This is a genomic window from Polynucleobacter finlandensis, from assembly GCF_018881755.1.
GTDB classification, from domain to species: Bacteria; Pseudomonadota; Gammaproteobacteria; order Burkholderiales; family Burkholderiaceae; genus Polynucleobacter; species Polynucleobacter finlandensis.
The window spans coordinates 116,486-135,291 of the sequence record NZ_JACVPS010000002.1 but is presented as its reverse complement, the minus strand read 5'-3'; the positions used below and the strand labels follow the sequence as shown (position 1 = coordinate 135,291).

At 46.5% G+C, this 18,806-nt stretch carries 23 protein-coding genes; 5 read left to right on the top strand and 18 right to left on the bottom strand.

The window, feature by feature from the left end:
- Nucleotides 1-6: 6 nt before the first annotated feature.
- The 7 genes from ICN49_RS01320 to ICN49_RS01290 all read right to left on the bottom strand — a co-directional run bounded on the left by ICN49_RS01320 (nt 7) and on the right by ICN49_RS01290 (nt 5,587).
- Nucleotides 7-861: a cytochrome c oxidase subunit 3 gene (locus tag ICN49_RS01320; protein WP_216164790.1), complete on the bottom strand. Its 855-nt coding sequence runs from the start codon at nt 859-861 to the stop codon at nt 7-9.
- Between the two features lie 33 nt (nt 862-894).
- The gene (locus ICN49_RS01315; RefSeq protein ID WP_216164787.1) at nt 895-1,089 is read right to left on the bottom strand and encodes a DUF2970 domain-containing protein; all 195 of its coding nucleotides are present in this window, start codon (nt 1,087-1,089) and stop codon (nt 895-897) included.
- Nucleotides 1,086-1,667 carry a cytochrome c oxidase assembly protein gene (locus ICN49_RS01310; protein WP_216164784.1) on the bottom strand — a complete coding sequence of 194 codons (582 nt, stop codon included), beginning with the start codon at nt 1,665-1,667 and terminating at the stop codon, nt 1,086-1,088. The genes ICN49_RS01315 and ICN49_RS01310 overlap by 4 nt, the downstream gene beginning before the upstream one ends.
- A gap of 6 nt (nt 1,668-1,673) precedes the next feature.
- Nucleotides 1,674-1,805 carry a cytochrome oxidase small assembly protein gene (locus ICN49_RS01305; RefSeq protein WP_216164782.1) on the bottom strand — a complete coding sequence of 44 codons (132 nt, stop codon included), beginning with the start codon at nt 1,803-1,805 and terminating at the stop codon, nt 1,674-1,676.
- Nucleotides 1,789-3,408: a cytochrome c oxidase subunit I gene (gene ctaD, locus ICN49_RS01300; RefSeq protein WP_216164779.1), complete on the bottom strand. Its 1,620-nt coding sequence runs from the start codon at nt 3,406-3,408 to the stop codon at nt 1,789-1,791. The genes ICN49_RS01305 and ctaD overlap by 17 nt, the downstream gene beginning before the upstream one ends.
- Before the next feature lie 40 nt (nt 3,409-3,448).
- Nucleotides 3,449-4,606 carry a cytochrome c oxidase subunit II gene (coxB, locus tag ICN49_RS01295; RefSeq protein ID WP_216164776.1) on the bottom strand — a complete coding sequence of 386 codons (1,158 nt, stop codon included), beginning with the start codon at nt 4,604-4,606 and terminating at the stop codon, nt 3,449-3,451.
- A 180-nt stretch (nt 4,607-4,786) separates the two neighbouring features.
- Nucleotides 4,787-5,587 (bottom strand): class I SAM-dependent methyltransferase, encoded by an 801-nt coding sequence (locus ICN49_RS01290; RefSeq protein ID WP_255535354.1) that lies wholly within the window; start codon nt 5,585-5,587, stop codon nt 4,787-4,789.
- Between the two features lie 23 nt (nt 5,588-5,610).
- On the opposite strand from ICN49_RS01290, the gene ICN49_RS01285 reads away from it, so the two are divergent.
- Nucleotides 5,611-6,387 (top strand): ComF family protein, encoded by a 777-nt coding sequence (locus ICN49_RS01285; RefSeq protein ID WP_216164773.1) that lies wholly within the window; start codon nt 5,611-5,613, stop codon nt 6,385-6,387.
- The gene (trmL, locus tag ICN49_RS01280; protein ID WP_216164770.1) at nt 6,380-6,850 is read left to right on the top strand and encodes a tRNA (uridine(34)/cytosine(34)/5-carboxymethylaminomethyluridine(34)-2'-O)-methyltransferase TrmL; all 471 of its coding nucleotides are present in this window, start codon (nt 6,380-6,382) and stop codon (nt 6,848-6,850) included. The genes ICN49_RS01285 and trmL overlap by 8 nt, the downstream gene beginning before the upstream one ends.
- Nucleotides 6,851-6,856: 6 nt before the next feature.
- On the opposite strand, the gene ICN49_RS01275 is transcribed toward trmL, so the two are convergent.
- From ICN49_RS01275 to ICN49_RS01260, 4 genes are read right to left on the bottom strand one after another with little or no spacing between them, the layout of a single operon-like run.
- Entirely contained in the window at nt 6,857-7,879 is a 1,023-nt protein-coding gene (locus ICN49_RS01275; protein ID WP_216164767.1) for an NAD(P)H-dependent glycerol-3-phosphate dehydrogenase, read from the bottom strand.
- 24 nt (nt 7,880-7,903) lie between these two features.
- The gene (secB, locus tag ICN49_RS01270) at nt 7,904-8,428 is read right to left on the bottom strand and encodes a protein-export chaperone SecB (RefSeq protein ID WP_216164764.1); all 525 of its coding nucleotides are present in this window, start codon (nt 8,426-8,428) and stop codon (nt 7,904-7,906) included.
- A gap of 32 nt (nt 8,429-8,460) precedes the next feature.
- The gene (grxC, locus tag ICN49_RS01265) at nt 8,461-8,715 is read right to left on the bottom strand and encodes a glutaredoxin 3 (protein ID WP_216164761.1); all 255 of its coding nucleotides are present in this window, start codon (nt 8,713-8,715) and stop codon (nt 8,461-8,463) included.
- 27 nt (nt 8,716-8,742) lie between these two features.
- A complete protein-coding gene (locus tag ICN49_RS01260) occupies nt 8,743-9,156 on the bottom strand; it encodes a rhodanese-like domain-containing protein (RefSeq protein WP_216164758.1) in 414 nt (137 codons plus the stop codon).
- Nucleotides 9,157-9,178: 22 nt separating this feature from the next.
- Between ICN49_RS01260 and gpmA the strand changes: the two genes are divergently transcribed.
- From gpmA to ICN49_RS01245, 3 genes are read left to right on the top strand one after another with little or no spacing between them, the layout of a single operon-like run.
- A complete protein-coding gene (gene gpmA / locus ICN49_RS01255; protein ID WP_216164755.1) occupies nt 9,179-9,868 on the top strand; it encodes a 2,3-diphosphoglycerate-dependent phosphoglycerate mutase in 690 nt (229 codons plus the stop codon).
- A 14-nt stretch (nt 9,869-9,882) separates the two neighbouring features.
- Entirely contained in the window at nt 9,883-11,316 is a 1,434-nt protein-coding gene (locus ICN49_RS01250) for a S41 family peptidase (RefSeq protein WP_216164752.1), read from the top strand.
- A gap of 24 nt (nt 11,317-11,340) precedes the next feature.
- Nucleotides 11,341-12,093 (top strand): HesA/MoeB/ThiF family protein, encoded by a 753-nt coding sequence (locus ICN49_RS01245; RefSeq protein WP_216164750.1) that lies wholly within the window; start codon nt 11,341-11,343, stop codon nt 12,091-12,093.
- A gap of 24 nt (nt 12,094-12,117) precedes the next feature.
- Here the strand turns inward: ICN49_RS01245 and ptsP are convergent, their stop codons facing one another.
- From ptsP to ICN49_RS01210, 7 genes are all read right to left on the bottom strand, one after another.
- Complete coding sequence (gene ptsP, locus ICN49_RS01240) at nt 12,118-13,869, bottom strand: phosphoenolpyruvate--protein phosphotransferase (RefSeq protein ID WP_216164747.1); 1,752 nt, start codon at nt 13,867-13,869, stop codon at nt 12,118-12,120.
- Between the two features lie 2 nt (nt 13,870-13,871).
- Nucleotides 13,872-14,141 carry an HPr family phosphocarrier protein gene (locus tag ICN49_RS01235; protein ID WP_216164744.1) on the bottom strand — a complete coding sequence of 90 codons (270 nt, stop codon included), beginning with the start codon at nt 14,139-14,141 and terminating at the stop codon, nt 13,872-13,874.
- A gap of 2 nt (nt 14,142-14,143) precedes the next feature.
- Nucleotides 14,144-14,584, bottom strand: a complete 441-nt coding sequence (locus tag ICN49_RS01230) for a PTS sugar transporter subunit IIA (RefSeq protein ID WP_216164742.1) — start codon at nt 14,582-14,584, stop codon at nt 14,144-14,146.
- A 2-nt stretch (nt 14,585-14,586) separates the two neighbouring features.
- Nucleotides 14,587-15,528 (bottom strand): glutathione synthase, encoded by a 942-nt coding sequence (gene gshB / locus ICN49_RS01225; RefSeq protein WP_216164739.1) that lies wholly within the window; start codon nt 15,526-15,528, stop codon nt 14,587-14,589.
- A gap of 30 nt (nt 15,529-15,558) precedes the next feature.
- Nucleotides 15,559-16,857 carry a glutamate--cysteine ligase gene (gene gshA / locus ICN49_RS01220; RefSeq protein ID WP_216164734.1) on the bottom strand — a complete coding sequence of 433 codons (1,299 nt, stop codon included), beginning with the start codon at nt 16,855-16,857 and terminating at the stop codon, nt 15,559-15,561.
- Between the two features lie 105 nt (nt 16,858-16,962).
- Complete coding sequence (locus tag ICN49_RS01215) at nt 16,963-18,441, bottom strand: ammonium transporter (RefSeq protein WP_216164731.1); 1,479 nt, start codon at nt 18,439-18,441, stop codon at nt 16,963-16,965.
- A 13-nt stretch (nt 18,442-18,454) separates the two neighbouring features.
- Nucleotides 18,455-18,793, bottom strand: coding sequence for a P-II family nitrogen regulator (locus tag ICN49_RS01210; protein WP_216164728.1), 339 nt, complete (start codon nt 18,791-18,793; stop codon nt 18,455-18,457).
- Nucleotides 18,794-18,806: the final 13 nt, after the last annotated feature.

Here is an 18,806-nt window from a genome sequence, read left to right as displayed (position 1 = left end):
TGCTTATTACATCCAGTAAACAGCGATGTACAAACCAAGCCATACAACGTCAACAAAGTGCCAGTACCAAGCAGCACCCTCAAACGCGAAGTGATGCTCAGCAGTGAAGTCGCCACGAATCATACGACGCAAAACAATTGCCAACATCGTGCCCCCCAAAAATACGTGGAAGCCGTGGAAACCGGTCAACATAAAGAAGGTTGAGCCATAAATACCTGATGTGAGCTTCAAGTTCAGCTCATGGTAGGCATGGTAGTACTCAAATCCCTGAAAGCCCAAGAAGATCGCACCTAAAGCAACGGTGGCCGCCAAACCAATAATGGCTTGCTTCATGTGGTTTGCAACTAATGCATGATGAGCATAAGTAATCGTTACCCCAGAGCTCAAGAGCAATAATGTATTGATTGTTGGAATTGGCCAAGGACCCATGGTGGTGAATTTCTCAACCAAACCAGCAGGACCATCATTTGGCCAAACTGCTGAGAAGTTAGGCCACAACAATTTGCTTTCAACATCACCCAACCAAGGCATTGCAATATTGCGCGCATAGAACAACGCTGCAAAGAATGCGCCAAAGAACATGATTTCTGAGAAGATAAACCAGGCCATTGACCAACGATAGGAGATGTCAACGTTGAGTCCGTTCTTACCAGCATTTGACTCGGCAATCGTATCGCCAAACCAGTTGTAGAGAACAAACAAAATCCATGCCACGCCTACCAAGGCCAGCGTACCACCCCAAGAGGTGTGATTTACCCAACCTGACATGCCAAATCCAAAAGCGATTAAGCCAATGGCTGCCATCGCTGGATGTCGAGATAGTGCAGGGACGAAATAGTATGGGGTTGAATTGGATGACATCTTATTCTCTCTAATCAATCAATCAAAAAATAATCAATGGGAAACAACTACTTTCACTATCAATAAGAGGGTCGCCATAAAAATCAAGGCTCCTACTACCCCCGCAATGATAATGTGTACAAAACTGAGTGAGGTCACATCCTCTTGTAAGCCCGACTTCTTCCGGACCCCCAAGAAACCCCACATTACCGCTTTCATAGACTGCCAAAAACTACTGTTCTTCTTCATGACGACACCTTCGATTTAGGAGCTTGCGGTGGTCCAACCCCCAACTCAAAGAAGGTATACGACAAAGTAATCGTCTTCACATCCTCAGGCAAACCAGCATCAATCATAAATACCACTGGCATCTTTCTAGTCTCATGCGCAGTTAATGTTTGCTGCTGAAAACAAAAACACTCTAACTTAGTAAAAAACTCAGTTGCACTCTTGGGCGCATAGCTTGGAATTGCCTGCGCCTCTACCGAACGATCTAGATTGTTATAAACCTCATACACAATCTCAGTCATCTCGCCCGGGTGTACTTCTAAAAAATTCTTTACCGGCTTAAAAGTAAATGGTCCGCGACTATTTGAATCAAATTCAATCGTGACAACCCGCGAATAATCTACTTGAGTATTACCAACCTTATTAGGACTAAAAGCCCTCACACCATAATCATTCTTACTGGTCACTACATTAATACCAGTTACTTCACACAGCGCTTTATACAGTGGCACCAAAGCGTAACCAAATCCAAACATCATTACCGAAGCTATTAAAAGCTTCAGTAAGATTTGGCGATTGAGATTTTGAACTGCTGACATCAAGGCTTAACTTAAAACGCTACGTTTAATCACGATGCCGATAAAAAAAATCACAACCACGCTCAACAGCACAAGCCCCAAGCGACGATTATTCGCAGCGAGGGCTTGCTTAGATCCTGAATTAAATTCCTGCGTCATGCAATTGCTGTGCTGATGGAGGAGTTTCAAAAGTATGGTGAGGCGCTGGTGATGGAATAGTCCACTCCAAACCTTTGGCACCATCCCATGGTTTCATTGCTGCCTTTTCGCCTTTGCCGCGGTATGCAGGCAATGCTACGCAGAACAAGAAATAAACCTGTGCTAAACCGAAGCCCAGTGCACCAATAGATGCAACCATATTGAAGTCGGCAAATTGAGTTGGGTAGTCTGCATAGCGACGTGGCATACCAGCCAGGCCCAAGAAGTGCATTGGGAAGAAAGTAACGTTGAAGAAAATCATGGAAGCCCAGAAATGGATCTTGCCACGAGTTTCATTTGCCATGAAGCCAGTCCACTTTGGGCACCAGTAGTAAAAGCCAGCAAACATTGCGAACAATGAACCGGCGACCAATACATAGTGGAAGTGGGCAACAACGTAATAAGTATCTTGAACGCCGATATCAATTGGAGCCATCGCCAAGATCAAACCTGTAAAGCCGCCCATGGTGAATACGAAAATAAAACCGACGGCCCACAACATTGGCGTTTCAAAGGTCATTGAACCTTTCCACATGGTTGCAACCCAGTTGAAAATCTTCACCCCAGTTGGAACAGCAATCAACATCGTAGCGTACATAAAGAATAGTTGGCCAGTTACAGGCATGCCAGTTGCAAACATGTGGTGAGCCCAAACGATGAATGACAAGATCGCAATGGATGCTGTTGCATAAACCATTGAGCTGTAGCCAAACAATGTCTTTCTGGAGAAAGCAGGAACGATTTCACTCACGATTCCGAATGCTGGAAGAATCATGATGTAAACCTCTGGGTGACCAAAGAACCAGAAAATATGCTGGAACATGATTGGATCGCCGCCGCCAACTGCTGAGAAGAATGAGGTACCGAAATGACGATCTGTCAAAACCATCGTAATCGCGCCAGCCAACACAGGCATTACGGCAATTAAGAGGTAAGCAGTGATCAACCAAGTCCAGCAGAACATTGGCATCTTCATCAGCGTTAATCCAGGAGCGCGCATGTTCAAGATGGTCACGATGATGTTAATCGAGCCCATGATGGAAGATGCGCCTAACAAATGGAGGGAGAAAATCGCCATATCCATTCCAGGACCCATCTGTGATGTCAAAGGGGCATAAATAGTCCAGCCACCGGATGGCGCGCCACCCGGAACAAAGAATGAGCTCAACAACAAGGTAGCAGCTACCGGCAGAATCCAGAAGCTAAAGTTGTTCATACGCGCAAACGCCATGTCAGATGCGCCAATCTGTAGCGGCACCATCCAGTTTGCAAAACCAACGAAGGCCGGCATGATCGCGCCGAACACCATCACTAGACCATGCATGGTGGTCAATTGATTAAAGAACTCTGGGCGGAAGAATTGCAAACCAGGCTGGAACAATTCCAAACGAATTCCCAAGGCCATCGTCCCACCAGCCAACAAGCTGATAAACGAGAAGATCAGGTACATCGTGCCGATGTCTTTGTGGTTGGTTGCGAACAACCAACGACGCCATCCATGTGGCGTGTGATCATCATGCGCGTGATCGTGTGCGTGATCGTGGGTGGTAGAGACTGTGCTCATGGATTACTCCGGTTTCGTTTTATCTGTATTAATGAATGGGTTACTTGCCGCCGCGTACGGTAATAATTTCTTGGGTCTGAATCACTTCACCCGTCTTATTACCCCAGCTATTTCGTGTGTAGGTGATGACTGCAGCGATATCGCCATCAGAAAGTACACCAGCCCACTTAGGCATTGCATTTTTACCGTTCAAGAGAATATTGAATTGACCTGCTTTAGGCCCATTCACTACTTTGCTGCCATCCAATGCTGGGAATGTACCTGCGCCCTTGCCGTTTGGCTGATGGCACGCTGCACAGTTGGCCGCATAGACCTTGGCTCCACGCTCTTTTTGCTCGTCTAATGTGTAAACCTTAGCAGGATCATCAGATGCGGCGGCTAAGTCTTTCTTCTTCTCGGCAACCCACTTGGTGTAATCCTCTTCTGAGACCACTCTTACAACGATTGGCATGAAGGCGTGCTCTGCACCGCATAACTCAGAGCATTGGCCACGGAATGTGCCAATGGTTTCAGCTCTAAACCAAGTATCACGAACAAAACCAGGGATAGCATCTTGCTTCACACCAAATGCTGGGATAGTCCAAGCGTGAATCACGTCGTTGGCAGTGGTAATTAAGCGAATCTTTTTGCCAACTGGCACAACCATTTCATTGTCCACTTCCATCAAATAGGTATTTGATTTTGGTGCGAGGTTGTTAATGGCTTCACGGGAAGTTGACAGTGTGGATAAAAAGCTAATGCCTTCACCCTCACCTTTAATGTAGTCATATCCCCATTTCCACTGATAGCCAGTGGTTTTAATGGTGATATCTGAATTGGTTGTGTCTTTCATGGCTACAACTGTTTTAGTTGCTGGCAATGCCATACCGATCACGATGAGCAAAGGAATGACCGTCCAAATGATCTCAACTGTGGTGCTCTCATGAAATGAGGCTGATTTAGCGCCGAGTGATTTACGGTGCTTCAGGATGGAATAAAACATCACCCCAAATACCGCAACAAAAATCACCGCACAAATCACCAACATCATCCAATGTAACCAGTGGATTTCTTGCATGATTTTAGTTGCTGGGGCAGTGAAATTCAGCTGCATGACAGCTGGGCCGCCTGGCATATTTTCAACTGCGTGTGCAAAAGCAGTGCCAAAGGCTGCTACTAAATAGAGCGAAGCCCTAGTGACTTTTCCAAATAAATTCATCTTATTCTCTGTTTATTGTCGCGAACAAAGTAGCAATAACGCCACAAAATGCTCAAAATGCGGTCTCAAGCCAATACATCAAGGGCTGATTATAGGGTCAATTAAGCGCAACAACAAACCAAGACCACCTAGGCTCAACTCAATCCTAATAAAGGTTTAAATGATAGTAAATACTCACACTCAATCAGAATCACTAATTGTCTTGCGTTGGATTTGTTTTGGATCAATATAAGCGACCTGATTTTGTGCTTTGGCTAAGTGCTTTCCAAGGGCCCAAGCATGCCCATAAACCAACTCTAAAGTGAGTTTTTTGGGTAATTCAGACGATTCCTCACTGGTTTTTAGAGGGCGAATTAAGCCAAGTGCTTGCGCATCAGAAAGCATCAGCGCATCAGACTCATAATCGAGCGTCAGAAACTCCATATCCATCACTGGATCAGAGAATCTTTCGCCCAGAAGGGCGTCGCCCATGTCGTGCATATCCCAAGAACTTAGCAAGGGCCTTATGCCAAGGTTGCTTGGGCCCTCTATTGCACGAAGCTCTTTGCCAGTATCTGGCCCGAGATAACTCAAGGTCAGTAAGCCACCCTCCCTGAGGACCCTCCAACACTCTTGCAGAAAGTGTTTAGGGTCCGGGAGATCCTGTATCAATAAATCACTAAAAATCAAATCAACAGAATTGTCAGGCAGTCCAATGCGACCAGTTTTTTGGAAGACCTCCAGTGATGGGGAGGAACCCCCTCTAAAAATAGAGTTCCACTTGCGAGCAATCTGAAATCTCCACAGATCGATTCCCGATAAACCCTCTTCAGCCACACTATGAAATGCCACTTTTGGAAATCGCTTACTCAAAAACTCGGCATGAGCCCCAGAAAAATCGGGGATCAATAAAACATCCCTTGGATCAAGCTTCACAATGTCTAATTTTTGCAGCATACGATCTGCAATTTCACTCTGTAGCCATCTTAGGGATTGGGTCATTCGCTCAGTATACTCAGCGCCCCATGCCTCCACTAGCGCAAACTTTCCAAGCTGTTTTTGCAAAAATCATTGCTCGGGCTTTACCTACCTCTTGCGTCATCTGCGCAGCATTTCAAGATCATTCTCTATGTAATGCATGCGCAAGGCATATTGCAAGTACGAGCCTCATCAACTACGAATGTTGCAGCCAGTGTGGCATTACCCTAGAAGGGTCAGAAGTCACCAATCAACATTGCCATCAATGTGAACTCAATCCGCCAAACTATGATGAAACGTATTGCCTTGATCGCTACGACGGACTATTGCAGCCAGCCTTACATGAACTTAAATATCAGAAACGTCTTGCATTCGCTCATGGCCTAGCTAATGCATGGAATCTATTATTTGCAAATAGTCTGGCAAATACCAATGCAGCATATCTCTTGCCGGTTCCACTGAGCGAGCAAAAGCTCTGCCTGAGGGGCTTCAATCAAAGCTGGGAATTAGCGCGCCGCATTCAATGCGGGCTCCATATCCAGAAATTGCCAAATGCTTTAAAGCGCCATCATCATGAACAACAACAGGCATCAGGCAACAGGGCAATGCGAAATAGCGCAATTCAAGGGATGTTTTATATCGAAGAAAAATATCGGTGTTTACTGGAAAACCAAAACATCATTGTTTTTGATGATGTCATGACTAGTGGTTCAACATTAAATGAAATTGCAACCGTTCTGAAGGACAATGGTGCATCCCGTGTGATTAATTGGGTCTTGCTAAGAACATCTAGACCAACACAACCGAGAGCCCAGCATGTTTAATATCGTTTTATTTGAACCAGAAATTCCCCCCAATACTGGAAACATCATTCGCCTGTGTGCGAACACCGGTGCCAAACTCCATTTGATCGAACCACTTGGCTTTCCAATGGAGGATGCGAAATTACGCAGGGCTGGCTTGGACTATCACGAGTTTGCTAGCATCAAAGTGCATGCTAACTGGGCAGCATTTTTAGAAGGCGAAAAGCCTGCTGCAGATCGTCTTTTTGCGCTGACTACTAAGGGGTCTGGCAAGTTTCATGAAGGCAAATACCTGCCAAATGATTACTTTATTTTTGGCTCAGAAACCAAAGGTATTACTGAGGAAGTGAGAGACTCTATTCCCGTCGCTAATAGAATGCGTTTAGCAATGCAAGACAGCAGCCGCAGCCTCAATCTATCGAATACCGTTGCCATCATTGTGTATGAAGCGTGGCGCCAAAATGGCCTCGCAGGTGGAAACTAAAGCGCTTTAAGTTTCAATCTTGGGGTCGCGCCCCATGAGTTTTTTAACTGCCTCTTGAGCAGATAGCTTGCCAGATAAAACTTCACCCATCATGGCGGTAATCGGCATCTCTACACCCAACCGAGTTGCGAGCTTGCCAACCTCAGAAGCACACAGGACGCCCTCAGCAACATGCCCTAAGCCCTGCAAAATCTCTGGCAACGACTTACCATCGGCCAGCAATAATCCAACACGACGATTGCGTGAGAGATCACCAGTCGCAGTTAAGATCAAATCACCAGCACCAGTCAATCCCATGCAGGTTTCCGGTTTGCCACCAGCTGCCTTTACTAAACGCATCATCTCAGCGAGCCCACGCGTCAGAACTGCTGCACGAGCATTTAATCCAAGATCAAGTCCGTCGCCAATGCCTGCAGCAATAGCTAATACGTTTTTTACTGCGCCACCTAATTCAACACCAATCAAATCATCGCTTGCATAGATACGCATATTGCCTTGATGAAAGGCGATTTGAACAATGCTGCACAGATTGCCTGAGGCACTAGCCACAGTCAGCGCGCAGGGCATACCTTCACCCACTTCACGCGCAAAACTTGGCCCTGAGAGCGCACCATAGGTGTGCTTTAAACCATGGCTATGTAAACGATCCTCACGCTCTACTACCTGGTGTGGCAACAAAGCAGTATTGGGCTCAAGGCCTTTGCATAACCAAACAATATTGAGTGGGTGCTTTGCTAAATCCAAGACTTTCGCAATGGTTTCTGACAATCCCGACATCGGGGTTGCAATCACCAATAAATCATCAGAAGAAAGTCTGCCAATGGCATCTGCAAAAGTAGTCTCGAGTAACAAACTTTTTGGCAGGGTAACACCTGGTAAATAAGACTGGTTTTCGCCAGTCTTATTCATGGCGCTTGCCTGCTCAGAATTCCGAGACCACAAACAAACATCGCCCTCTTGAAGATGCTTAGACGCCTGCACAGCCATGGCAGTCCCCCAAGCACCAGCTCCGAGCAGCGTCACTTTCATGATCTGTGGGCCTGTTAAGTAAACTTAGTTGGGGAGAATAATCTTGCTCTCATCGCTTGCGCCATCCTCTTTACTCTCAGCAGCTTGTGCTGCCTGCATCAAACGATGTTCATACATGCCATGGAAATTGATTTCATTTAAGTGGATTGGCTGGAAGCCCGCCCGGCTTATGATGTCTGCCATATTGGAGCGCAGGTAAGGATACAAAATGGTTGGGCAAGCAATTCCCAACATAGGATCAATTTGCTCTGCTGGAATATTGTGAAATTCAAAAATACCCGCTTGATTTGCCTCAACCAAGAAAAGAACTTTTCCATCTACCCTAGCGGTAATGGTTGAGATCAAGGCCACTTCAAAAATTTCATCACTGAGGCGATTTACAGCTACATCAACTTCTACCTGCACTTGTGGGTCTGCCGCTACCAATAAGATTTGAGGTGCATTGGGCTGCTCTAAGGACACATCTTTCAGGTAGATTCGCTGAATACGAAAACCTGGCTCGCCAGAGTTTTCAATGCCGTCTTGGGCGGTGGAGGATTTTTCAGTCATGACAAACTTTCTCTATAAATTACTTAAATATATTAGGCTAGCAGTGGGTCAAGTTGACCAGCGCGATCTAGGGCAACTAAATCATCGTAGCCACCAACATGGGTTTCACCAATATAGATTTGTGGAACCGTACGTCGGCCAGTACGAGTCATCATCAGTTCGCGCTGGGCAGGATCTCGATCAATCAAAATCTTCTCTAAATTTGCCACACCTTTTTTCTGCAGTAATTTTTCTGCCATTACGCAGTAAGGGCAAACTTGGGTGCTGTACATCGTCACTTGGGGCATGATTTCTTTCAAACTTTCCAGGGCTACTTACTTTACCAAGGGGAGCGCAGCAGCCTTCCAAGCCTGAACGCCGCCTTCAAGTATGGCCACTTCAGCAAAGCCTAACTTTTGTACATCGGCAATCGCCTTACGAGAATGGCTGCCACTCTCACAAACCAATACGACTGGGTGCTTACGGTCCAATTTCATTTTTTCCAGTCCCGTTGCCAATTGGCTGGCACTGATATGTTTTGCAGCTGGCAAATGCCCGGCCTTAAATGCGTCTTCTGGACGCAAATCGAAAACATGTGCCTTGCGGCGGTTCATCCAAATGGTTGCTTCGGTGGGCGACAAGCCCTTTCCGCTAATAAGCGTAGATAATGTCGGTAGGAAGAGTGCTATGCCTGAAACCACCAATAAGGCAATAAGCGCTAAATTATCAATTTGAGTGAGAAAGTTCATCACCGGATTATAGAATGGCTCTATGAAACAACTTGTCCTTATTCGCCATGGCGAATCCGCTTGGAACCTTGAAAACCGCTTTACTGGCTGGGCTGATGTTGACCTCACCCCAAAGGGGGCTGAGCAAGCCCTTTCTGCCGGTGAAAACCTACGCAAAGCGGGCTATGAGTTTGATGTTGCCTATACCTCCGTTTTAAGGCGCGCTATTCGCACCCTATGGCATGTTCAAGACACCATGGATCTCATGTGGATCCCTGTTGTACATAGCTGGCGGCTCAATGAACGTCACTATGGCGCCCTAACCGGCCTGAATAAAGCTGAAACAGCCGCTCAATATGGTGATGAACAAGTTCATATCTGGCGGCGCTCTTACGACATACGCCCACCATTATTGGAGACCGGCGACGAGCGTAACCCCCAAAATGACCCACGCTATGCAAAACTTAATGCCTCCGATATTCCTTTAGGTGAGTGCCTTAAAGATAACGTCGAGCGAGTTTTGCCTCTTTGGAATGAATCCATTGCCCCCGCACTGAAAGCAGGTAAACGTGTATTAATAGTGGCTCACGGCAATAGCATCCGTTCTTTGATTAAATATTTAGATCAGATGTCTGATGCAGCCATTATGGAAGTCAATGTTCCAAATGGCGTACCACTCGTATATGAATTGGATGACCAGCTCAAACCAATTCAACATTTTTATTTAGACTAGGGTTACCCAAACACATGCGTCGATTTCTTAAGAACTTTGCCCTAATCTCTGTCGGTCTTATTGCCGGAGTAACAGCAACCATTCAACTGTCAGCAACCGCTCAACAAAGTACCACCCTCCCGCTAGATGAGCTACGAACTCTCTCAAATGTTTTTGCACAAATTAAACGGGAGTACGTAGAGCCTATTGAAGATAAGCAACTTTTAACGGATGCAGTTAAGGGAATGGTTAGCAGCTTAGATCCACACTCCACGTTCTTAGATAAAAAAGATTTTTCCGAGATGCAAGAGCAAACCTCGGGAAAATTCGCTGGCCTTGGAATTGAAATCACATCAGAGGATGGCCTCGTTAAGGTCCTTAATCCCATTGAAGATAGTCCAGCAGCACGTGCGGGACTTCAGGCGGGCGACTTGATTACTCGCCTGGACGACAAGCCTGTGCGTGGGATGTCACTTGATAAAGCTGTACGCACAATGCGCGGCACACCTGGTACAAAAATTACGCTCACTATTTATCGCAAGAGCGAAGAGCGGACTTTCCCCGTCACTATTACCCGCGCTGAAATTAAAGTGCAGTCAGTTAAAACAAAAATCTTAGATAACGACATTGCATGGGTTCGCGTCACTAGCTTTCAAGAGCGCACCGTGCCAGATCTTGCTAAGAAGTTAAGCGAAATTGCAGCACAAGATCCAAAACTTAAAGGTGTCATCCTAGACTTGCGTAACAATGGTGGCGGCTTGTTACAAGGCGCTGTTGGAGTTGCAGCCGCCTTCTTACCAGCCGATGCAGTGATTGTTTCCACTAAGGGCCAATCTCCTGATTCCAAACAAGTATTTAATGCAACGCCTGAGATGTATCGACTGAGTGAACCGGGCGACCCATTAGCTGGTGTGCCAGCGCTCTTTAAGAAAATACCGATGGTGGTTTTAGTAAACGCCTATTCTGCATCTGCCTCTGAAATTGTTGCCGGAGCTTTGCAAGATTACAAGCGTGCAACGATCATGGGTAAAACAACTTTTGGTAAAGGCTCAGTTCAAACCGTGCGCCCATTAACCAATGACTCAGCACTGAAAATTACTACTGCTTACTACTACACGCCGAGTGGTAAATCGATTCAGGCATATGGCGTTAAGCCAGACATCCCGGTTGATCAGAATAAAGATGGTGACCCTGATGATGTCTTAATCACCCGTGAAATTGATAGCGAGAAGCACTTACGCAATAAACAATCAGCTGAAGATAAGTTGATCAAAGATCGTGAGCAACGTCGCATTGAAGAGATGCAGCGCATTGAAGAAAGAAACGCTAAGAAAACGCCTGAGGAAAAAGAGAAAGAAAAGTCTAAAAAGCCAACTGAGCTAGGTAGTGCCGATGACTTTATGCTTTCGCAAGCGGTGGCGTTTATTGATGGTCAGCCGGTCAAACGCTCATCCTCTAAGCTCGAGTAATTCAAAACTACCTCGAGATCACAAATGAATGATGAGCAGCTGCTTCGCTATTCACGACATGTGCTTCTTGAGGACATTGATGTTGCGGGCCAAGAAAAACTTCTGACTGCACATACGCTGGTTATTGGGGCCGGCGGGCTTGGAAGCGCAGCAGCCCCATATCTCGCCGCAGCAGGCGTAGGAAAAATTACCTTGGTTGACCACGATCAGGTTGAGCTTACCAATCTACAGCGCCAGATCATGCATACCCAAGAAAGTATTGGGCAGAACAAAGCGGCATCCGGAAAATCCTTCCTACAAAGACTCAATCCTGGAGTCGTTGTCGACACCATAGAAGCAAAGGCAGACGATAGCTTGCTGGATCAACTATTACCGACGGTCAATATAGTTTTAGATTGCACAGATAACTTTGCCACGCGACACATGATCAATCGGCTTTGCGTAAAGCATCAGGTTCCTCTGGTGTCAGGATCAGCGCTTCGGTTTGACGGTCAAATCAGCGTCTTTGATTCGCGCCATAAAACCTCTCCCTGCTATGCCTGCATCTTCTCTCCTGAAGAGCAGTTTGAAGAGGTGAGCTGTGCGAGTATGGGAATTTTTTCACCGCTTGTAGGAATCATTGGAGCCATGCAAGCAGCCCAAGCGCTACAAGTACTCATTGGATTTGGTGAGCCCTTAGTGGGCCGTATGCTGCTTTGGAATGCACGCAATACGCAAATTGACGAGATTCGGATTAGCCGCAATACTGGGTGTCTTGTATGTGGGCAAACCCACTAAGAACATCCTAGTTAGTGAGGCAACTTAAGAAAATAGCCGCTCTAGCGCCTTTGCTTGTGCTTCTGGCTCATACGCCTTCAGTACCCGTGGGATACGTGCTTTTAATTGGCCTACGTCGGCACCTAATATCTCACGCTTCACAAGCAACAGCTGACTGAAGTGCATTGAAAAATCCGTTAGGCCTAATGCGAGCAATAGCTTAGTCATCGAAGGATCACCGGCCATTTCACCACACACTGCAACGGGTATATTGGCACGCTTTGCCTGATCAATAATGCTTGCCAACAAATGGAGAATAGCGGGATGCAAAGGGTCATATAAATGCGCCACCGCATGATCTGCCCGATCAATGGCCAAGGTGTACTGAATTAAATCATTCGTACCAATCGACAAGAAATCAAAACGATCAATAAAGAGCGGTAATACCAAAGCCGCAGCCGGAATTTCTATCATTGCCCCAACTTGAATATTGGGATTAAAAGGTTTTCCACGAACATGCAATTGTTGCTTGGCTTTTTCAATGAGGCGCAAGGTCTCATCAATCTCTTTAGCATGCGCCAGCATTGGAATCATGATGCGCGCCTGACCATGAGCAGATGCGCGCAAAATTGCCCGAAGCTGCGTCAAGAAGATTTCAGGCTCTGTTAAGGACCAGCGAATTGCACGCAAACCTAAAGGCGAAGTGCCAGTTTGCGACAGATCCCCGCCTGCACCTAAGGCTTTATCAGCACCAACGTCAATCGTCCTAATATTGACTGGTAGACCATGCATCAGATCCACTACGCGGCGATATTCTTGATATTGCTGCTCCTCGTCAGGCAAGGCTTGATTTCGGTCCATAAATAAAAATTCAGAACGGAATAAACCAACCCCCACAGCGCCCAATTTAACTGCTTGAGTAGCATCTTCGGGAGATTCAATATTGGCAAATAATTGAATATCTACGTTATCAACTGTGCGAGTCTCGGTATGCTTGAGCTGCTGAAGCTTACGACTTTCTTTTAAAGCCTGCGTTTGTAGCTTCCGATACTCAGAGAGTAGCTGCTCGTCTGGGGCAACTACCACTACACCCCGCTCCCCATCAAGCACGAGCCAATCACCATGGCGAATCATTTCGCTAGCATGGCGAACACCCACAATTGCAGGAATTTCCATGCTACGGGCAACAATGGCGGTGTGGGATGTTTTGCCACCCAGATCTGTTACAAAACCAGTAAACAACTGATCTTTAAAACGCAGCATGTCATGTGGAGCAATATCATGCGCAACAATAATGGCATCTACACCAAAATCACTCGAAGCAATAATCTCTGAATCTGTCAGAGGGTCTTTTTGTTGAGAGTTGAGCGCCTTCAGAACGCGCTCAGCTACTTGGCGAATATCGTTACCACGCTCCTTGAGGTAAACATCTTCAATCTCAGCAAACTGCTCCAGAAGGTCATTTAACTCTGTGGTGAGTGCCCATGCAGCATTCAAGCGTTGAGTGCGGATGAGATGGAGTGGTTTCTCAGCTAAAGCGGGGTCACTCAAAATCATGCCATGCACATCTAAGAACGCCGCCATCTCTTGTGGCGCATCCTTTGGTAAACCACGGCGCAACTGCTCTAGCTCAAGGCGAACCTGTTCAAAAGCATCCAGTAACTTTTGAGCTTCGAACTCTTCCTTGCCTGCCTCAATAAGATAGTGACTTACCTCTAATGCCGCATGCGAAATCAGTACCGCCTTGCCGATGGCAATGCCTTTTGATACTGGAATGCCATGCAAAGCAAAAGTCATGCTTATTCACTCTCACCAAAACGGTTATTGATTAATGCTGTTAAAGCCTGCATTGCTTCATCGGCTTGTTCGCCGACTGTTTCCAAGGTAACCGAACTACCAATGCCTGCAGCCAACATCATGACGCCCATGATGCTCTTGGCATTGATTTGACGCCCATTACGTGACAGCAGTATTTCACAAGGAAATTGTGCTGCCAACTGAGAAAGCTTGGCAGAAGCACGAGCATGTAAGCCAAGTTTATTCACAATCTGTATCTCAGCAATCGGCATAACTAACCTTGTTGTTCAGTTTTTTCTGAATGTGTTTTTGATCCAAGGCGCAAGATGCCATGTTGGCCACCGGCAAGCGCCTTTTGTGCCAATTCTTCTAAATCCTCGCCACGATGAGTAATGCAACGCATCAGCATCGGAAGATTTAATCCCGCCAACACAATCACAGGTGCATTTAATCCTGAAAGCGGGCCAAGAGCCTCTAGCTTAGAGGCTACGTTGGCCGGGGTTGCACCCATAACATCAGTCAGAATGAGGACGCCATTGCCTCTATTTACACCGTAGGCTGCCTTCATAACGCGATCAAAGCTAACCTTAGTATCCTCATGAGGGGGAATATCAACAGCCCTCACACGCTCAGGCAGCACTCCATAAGTATGCTCAGCAAATCCCAGCATTGCGCTAGCAACTGGGGTATGAGCGACGATGACAATTCCAGTCATATTTACGCTAATGCTTTCTCAAGGGCTTTTAACCAAAATTGGGGTACATCAAATCCACTTTGCTCGGTGATCTCTACAAAACAAGTCGGGCTAGTGACATTAATTTCTGTTACATAGCCACCAATGAGATCCAATCCAACCAAGAATAAACCACGCTGATTCAAAATGGGGGCCAGTTTTTCTGCAACCGCTTTCTCAGAAGCACTAAGAGGCATTGCAACACCCTTGCCGCCTGCCGCAAGATTGCCCCGAATCTCACTGCCCTGCGGGATACGCGCCAATGCAAATGGCACTACTTCTCCACCAATCAAGAGCACGCGCTTGTCGCCTTGTGCAATCTCTGGCAAAAAACGCTGAATCATCAAAGTTCTTGCGCCGTTCTCACCCAAGGTCTCAACGATGCTTGCTAAATTTAAACCATCCGGGCCAACACGAAAGACGCCCATGCCACCCATGCCATCCAATGGCTTAATCACAATATCTTGATGCTGCCGATGAAATTCCTCAACAGCACTTAATTCACGCGTGACCAAAGTAGGAGGAATCAGCTCTGGAAATTCCGTGATCGATAATTTTTCTGAGTGGTCCCGAATGGCTGCAGGATTATTCAATACTTTTGCACCCTGTCTAACGGCTGCAGATAGCAACCAAGTGGTATTGAGATATTCAATATCAAATGGCGGATCAGTGCGCATCAAAACTGCTGAAAAAGTATTCAGGGCGCGAGCTTCAATATCGCCCAACGAAAACCAAGATGTTCCGCTAGGCTTAATAGCTAAAGACTGGCAATCCGCGGTCGCAAGGTTTTCTCTCCAGAGCAAATTACGGCTTTGGCAAAACCACAAACGATGACCTGCCTCTTGCGCCACTCGCATCATCGCTAGCGTAGAGTCTTTGCTTACTTTAAAAGACTCTAGTGGATCGGCGATGAATAAAAAATCCATGTTCTATTTACCTATGAATGCGCATCAAACTCATGCAGCTTCTGCGTCAGGATCGGTGCGCTCAAGCTCTAAGGACGCCGCCAGCAAGGCTAGGCGGGCCACGACACCATAAAGATAGAATCGATTTGGGGCTGCACTACCAGGCTTCGCACCCATATCAGGCATGGAGTTTTGCTCGAATGCCAAGGGGACAAAGTGCATACCAGGTGCATTAAGATTCTCATCTGGCCCACGATCAGTATGTACGCGATAGAAGCCACCAATGACATAACGATCAATCATGTAGACAACTGGCTCTGCTACGGCCTCATTGACTTTCTCAAAGGTATAAACACCCTCTTGAATAAGTACGTCGCTCACCTCTAGGCCTTCTTTGACCACACTCATCTTATTGCGGTCTTTACGATTAAGGCCTTTCAGTTGCGCGGGATCATTCACCACCATCACACCCATGCCATACGTTCCTGCATCAGCTTTTACAACGACATACGGTTTTTCTTTAATGCCGTACTCACGATATTTTTTGGCAGTCTTCTTCAGAACTTGCTCTACTGCTGTTTGCAACTCCTCTTCGCCTTTACGCTCATGAAAATTGACATTCGAGCAGTTAGTGAAATAAGGATTAATCATCCATGGGTCAATATTGATCAACTTAGCAAATTTCTTAGCGACCTCTTCATAAGCAGCAAAGTGGGCTGACTTACGACGCACATGCCAACCCGCATGTAATCCTGGCAGCAAATATTGCTCATGAATATTTTCTAATATCGGCGGGATACCTGCAGACAAATCGTTATTTAACAAAATTGAGCAAGGATCAAAATCTTTCAAACCTAAACGCTGTTTTTTCAAACCTGTACGCGCTAGAGGCTCCATCAATAAACGATTGCCATCTGGCAGATCGATCCAGGTTGGCTTTGTAATTTCATCCGATAAAGTACCCAAGCGAACATTCAAGCCAGCCTGACGCAAGATAGATGAAAGGCGTGCAATATTTTGCAGGTAGAAAGTATTGCGGGTGTGTCGCTCGGGAATGAGCAGTAAGTTTTTTGCTTCTGGGCAAATCTTTTCAATTGCCGCCATGGCTGCTTGCACAGCTAAAGGCAACATCTGGGGAGAAAGGTTGTTAAATCCACCTGGAAATAGATTGGTATCTACAGGGGCTAACTTAAAACCAGCATTCCGAAGATCGACCGAACAATAAAAAGGCGGGGTATGCTCCTGCCACTCAAGCCTAAACCAGCGCTCAATAGTTGGTGTAGCTTCTAAGACCTTGGACTCTAATTCGAGCAAGGGGCCGCTAAGGGCAGTGATGAGATGTGGAACCATTCCACCATTGTAAGATTTTTAAAAGAAAGACGCGGGATCCAAGGATCCCGCGCTTAAAAACTAGGCAACCAACCAAGACTGCCCAGTGAGGGGTAAATCTACAGATTAAGACTCGTAGGCAGACTCACCATGTGAGCTGATATCCAAGCCTTCGCGCTCTTCATCTTCCTTAACGCGCAAACCAATCACGATATCGATCAATTTGAAGGCAATGAAGGAAACCACGCCAGACCAGATCAAGGTAGTGATAACGCCTTGAGCCTGAATCCATAATTGGCTAGCGATTGAGTAGTCAGGAGCAGCAGCATTCGCTACGTAATCCCAGATACCTGTGCCACCCAAAGCTGGATCAGCGAATACACCAGTCAACAATGCACCGGAGATACCGCCAACACCGTGTACGCCGAATACATCCAAGCTGTCATCTGAACCCAAGATTTTCTTGAGACCAGTTACACCCCAGAGGCAAATTACGCCAGCAAATACACCAATTGCGAGTGAACCCATTGGGCCAACAAAACCAGCAGCAGGAGTAATAGCAACTAAACCAGCTACGCAACCTGAAGCAGCACCCAACATCGAAGGCTTACCTTTGAGAACCCACTCAGCAACTGACCAACCCAATACAGCAGCAGCAGTAGCCAAATAAGTATTTACGAATGCCAATGCAGCGCTACCGTTTGCTTCAAGAGCTGAACCAGCATTGAAACCAAACCAGCCAAACCACAAGAGTGCAGCACCAGACATGACATAAACGAGGTTATGTGGCTTCATTGCTTCTTTGCCGTAACCAACACGCTTGCCGATGACATAAGAGCCAACCAAACCAGCGATCGCAGCATTGATATGCACAACAGTACCGCCAGCAAAGTCGAGAACACCTTTTTGCCACAACCAACCAGCGCGAGCAGTAATTGCCTCGAGTGATGCAGCATCTTTGATGTCGTCAGGACCAGGCCAAAACCAAACCATGTGAGCGATTGGCAAGTAGCTGAATGTGAACCAGATGATCATGAATACCAAGATTGCAGAGAACTTAGCGCGCTCAGCAAAGGAACCAATGATCAAGCAGCAAGTAATCGTCGCAAATACCGCTTGGAATGCCATGAATACATACTCAGGAATCACAACACCTTTACTAAAGGTAGCCGCTACTGAGTCTGGAGTCATACCAGCCAAGAAGAGACGATCAAGTCCACCAACAAATGCCCCACCTTCTGTGAATGCAAAACTGTAGCCATAAAGCGCCCACAGAACCGTAATCACGGAGAAGACCATGAAACATTGCATGCAGATTGAAAGGATATTTTTGCTACGTGTTAAACCGCCGTAGAACAAAGCCAAACCAGGAAGTGTCATCAACAGCACGAGTGCTGTAGAAACCAACATCCAGGCGGTATCGCCCTTATTAGGAACTAAAGCAGGAGCTGCTGGAGCTGCAGCAGCAGGAGCCGCGGCAGGAGCAGTTACTGCAGGTTTTTTAGCTTCATCAGCATGTGCTGGCGAAGTTACCATTACACCAGCTGCGCCAATGGCCAAGGCCACGGCACTACCAGCAACGAGTCGTTTCATCCAAGTTAACATTTTGAACCTCTCTTTAAAGTGCTGACGCGCCGGTTTCACCGGTGCGAATGCGAATGACGTGCTCAACTGGGGAGACAAAAATCTTGCCATCACCAATCTTGCCTGTACGTGCAGCTTTTTCAATTGCTTCAATTGCACGCTCCAAAATGCCATCTTCAACAGCAGCTTCAATTTTTACCTTAGGTAAAAAATCAACCACATACTCAGCACCGCGGTACAACTCGGTGTGACCCTTTTGACGACCAAAGCCTTTAACTTCAGTAACGGTAATGCCCGAAACTCCCACTTCCGAGAGAGCTTCGCGCACTTCGTCAAGCTTGAAGGGCTTGATGATTGCGGTAATTAATTTCATACGTTTCTCCGTT

Coding starts and splice junctions, on each gene's coding strand:
- ICN49_RS01320 (WP_216164790.1), bottom strand. CDS start 861: ATGTCATCCAATTCAACCCCATACTATTTCGTCCCTGCACTATCTCGA.
- ICN49_RS01315 (WP_216164787.1), bottom strand. CDS start 1,089: ATGAAGAAGAACAGTAGTTTTTGGCAGTCTATGAAAGCGGTAATGTGG.
- ICN49_RS01310 (WP_216164784.1), bottom strand. CDS start 1,667: ATGTCAGCAGTTCAAAATCTCAATCGCCAAATCTTACTGAAGCTTTTA.
- ICN49_RS01305 (WP_216164782.1), bottom strand. CDS start 1,805: ATGACGCAGGAATTTAATTCAGGATCTAAGCAAGCCCTCGCTGCGAAT.
- ctaD (WP_216164779.1), bottom strand. CDS start 3,408: ATGAGCACAGTCTCTACCACCCACGATCACGCACACGATCACGCGCAT.
- coxB (WP_216164776.1), bottom strand. CDS start 4,606: ATGAATTTATTTGGAAAAGTCACTAGGGCTTCGCTCTATTTAGTAGCA.
- ICN49_RS01290 (WP_255535354.1), bottom strand. CDS start 5,587: ATGACCCAATCCCTAAGATGGCTACAGAGTGAAATTGCAGATCGTATG.
- ICN49_RS01285 (WP_216164773.1), top strand. CDS start 5,611: ATGCCTCCACTAGCGCAAACTTTCCAAGCTGTTTTTGCAAAAATCATT.
- trmL (WP_216164770.1), top strand. CDS start 6,380: ATGTTTAATATCGTTTTATTTGAACCAGAAATTCCCCCCAATACTGGA.
- ICN49_RS01275 (WP_216164767.1), bottom strand. CDS start 7,879: ATGAAAGTGACGCTGCTCGGAGCTGGTGCTTGGGGGACTGCCATGGCT.
- secB (WP_216164764.1), bottom strand. CDS start 8,428: ATGACTGAAAAATCCTCCACCGCCCAAGACGGCATTGAAAACTCTGGC.
- grxC (WP_216164761.1), bottom strand. CDS start 8,715: ATGCCCCAAGTGACGATGTACAGCACCCAAGTTTGCCCTTACTGCGTA.
- ICN49_RS01260 (WP_216164758.1), bottom strand. CDS start 9,156: ATGAACTTTCTCACTCAAATTGATAATTTAGCGCTTATTGCCTTATTG.
- gpmA (WP_216164755.1), top strand. CDS start 9,179: ATGAAACAACTTGTCCTTATTCGCCATGGCGAATCCGCTTGGAACCTT.
- ICN49_RS01250 (WP_216164752.1), top strand. CDS start 9,883: ATGCGTCGATTTCTTAAGAACTTTGCCCTAATCTCTGTCGGTCTTATT.
- ICN49_RS01245 (WP_216164750.1), top strand. CDS start 11,341: ATGAATGATGAGCAGCTGCTTCGCTATTCACGACATGTGCTTCTTGAG.
- ptsP (WP_216164747.1), bottom strand. CDS start 13,869: ATGACTTTTGCTTTGCATGGCATTCCAGTATCAAAAGGCATTGCCATC.
- ICN49_RS01235 (WP_216164744.1), bottom strand. CDS start 14,141: ATGCCGATTGCTGAGATACAGATTGTGAATAAACTTGGCTTACATGCT.
- ICN49_RS01230 (WP_216164742.1), bottom strand. CDS start 14,584: ATGACTGGAATTGTCATCGTCGCTCATACCCCAGTTGCTAGCGCAATG.
- gshB (WP_216164739.1), bottom strand. CDS start 15,528: ATGGATTTTTTATTCATCGCCGATCCACTAGAGTCTTTTAAAGTAAGC.
- gshA (WP_216164734.1), bottom strand. CDS start 16,857: ATGGTTCCACATCTCATCACTGCCCTTAGCGGCCCCTTGCTCGAATTA.
- ICN49_RS01215 (WP_216164731.1), bottom strand. CDS start 18,441: ATGTTAACTTGGATGAAACGACTCGTTGCTGGTAGTGCCGTGGCCTTG.
- ICN49_RS01210 (WP_216164728.1), bottom strand. CDS start 18,793: ATGAAATTAATTACCGCAATCATCAAGCCCTTCAAGCTTGACGAAGTG.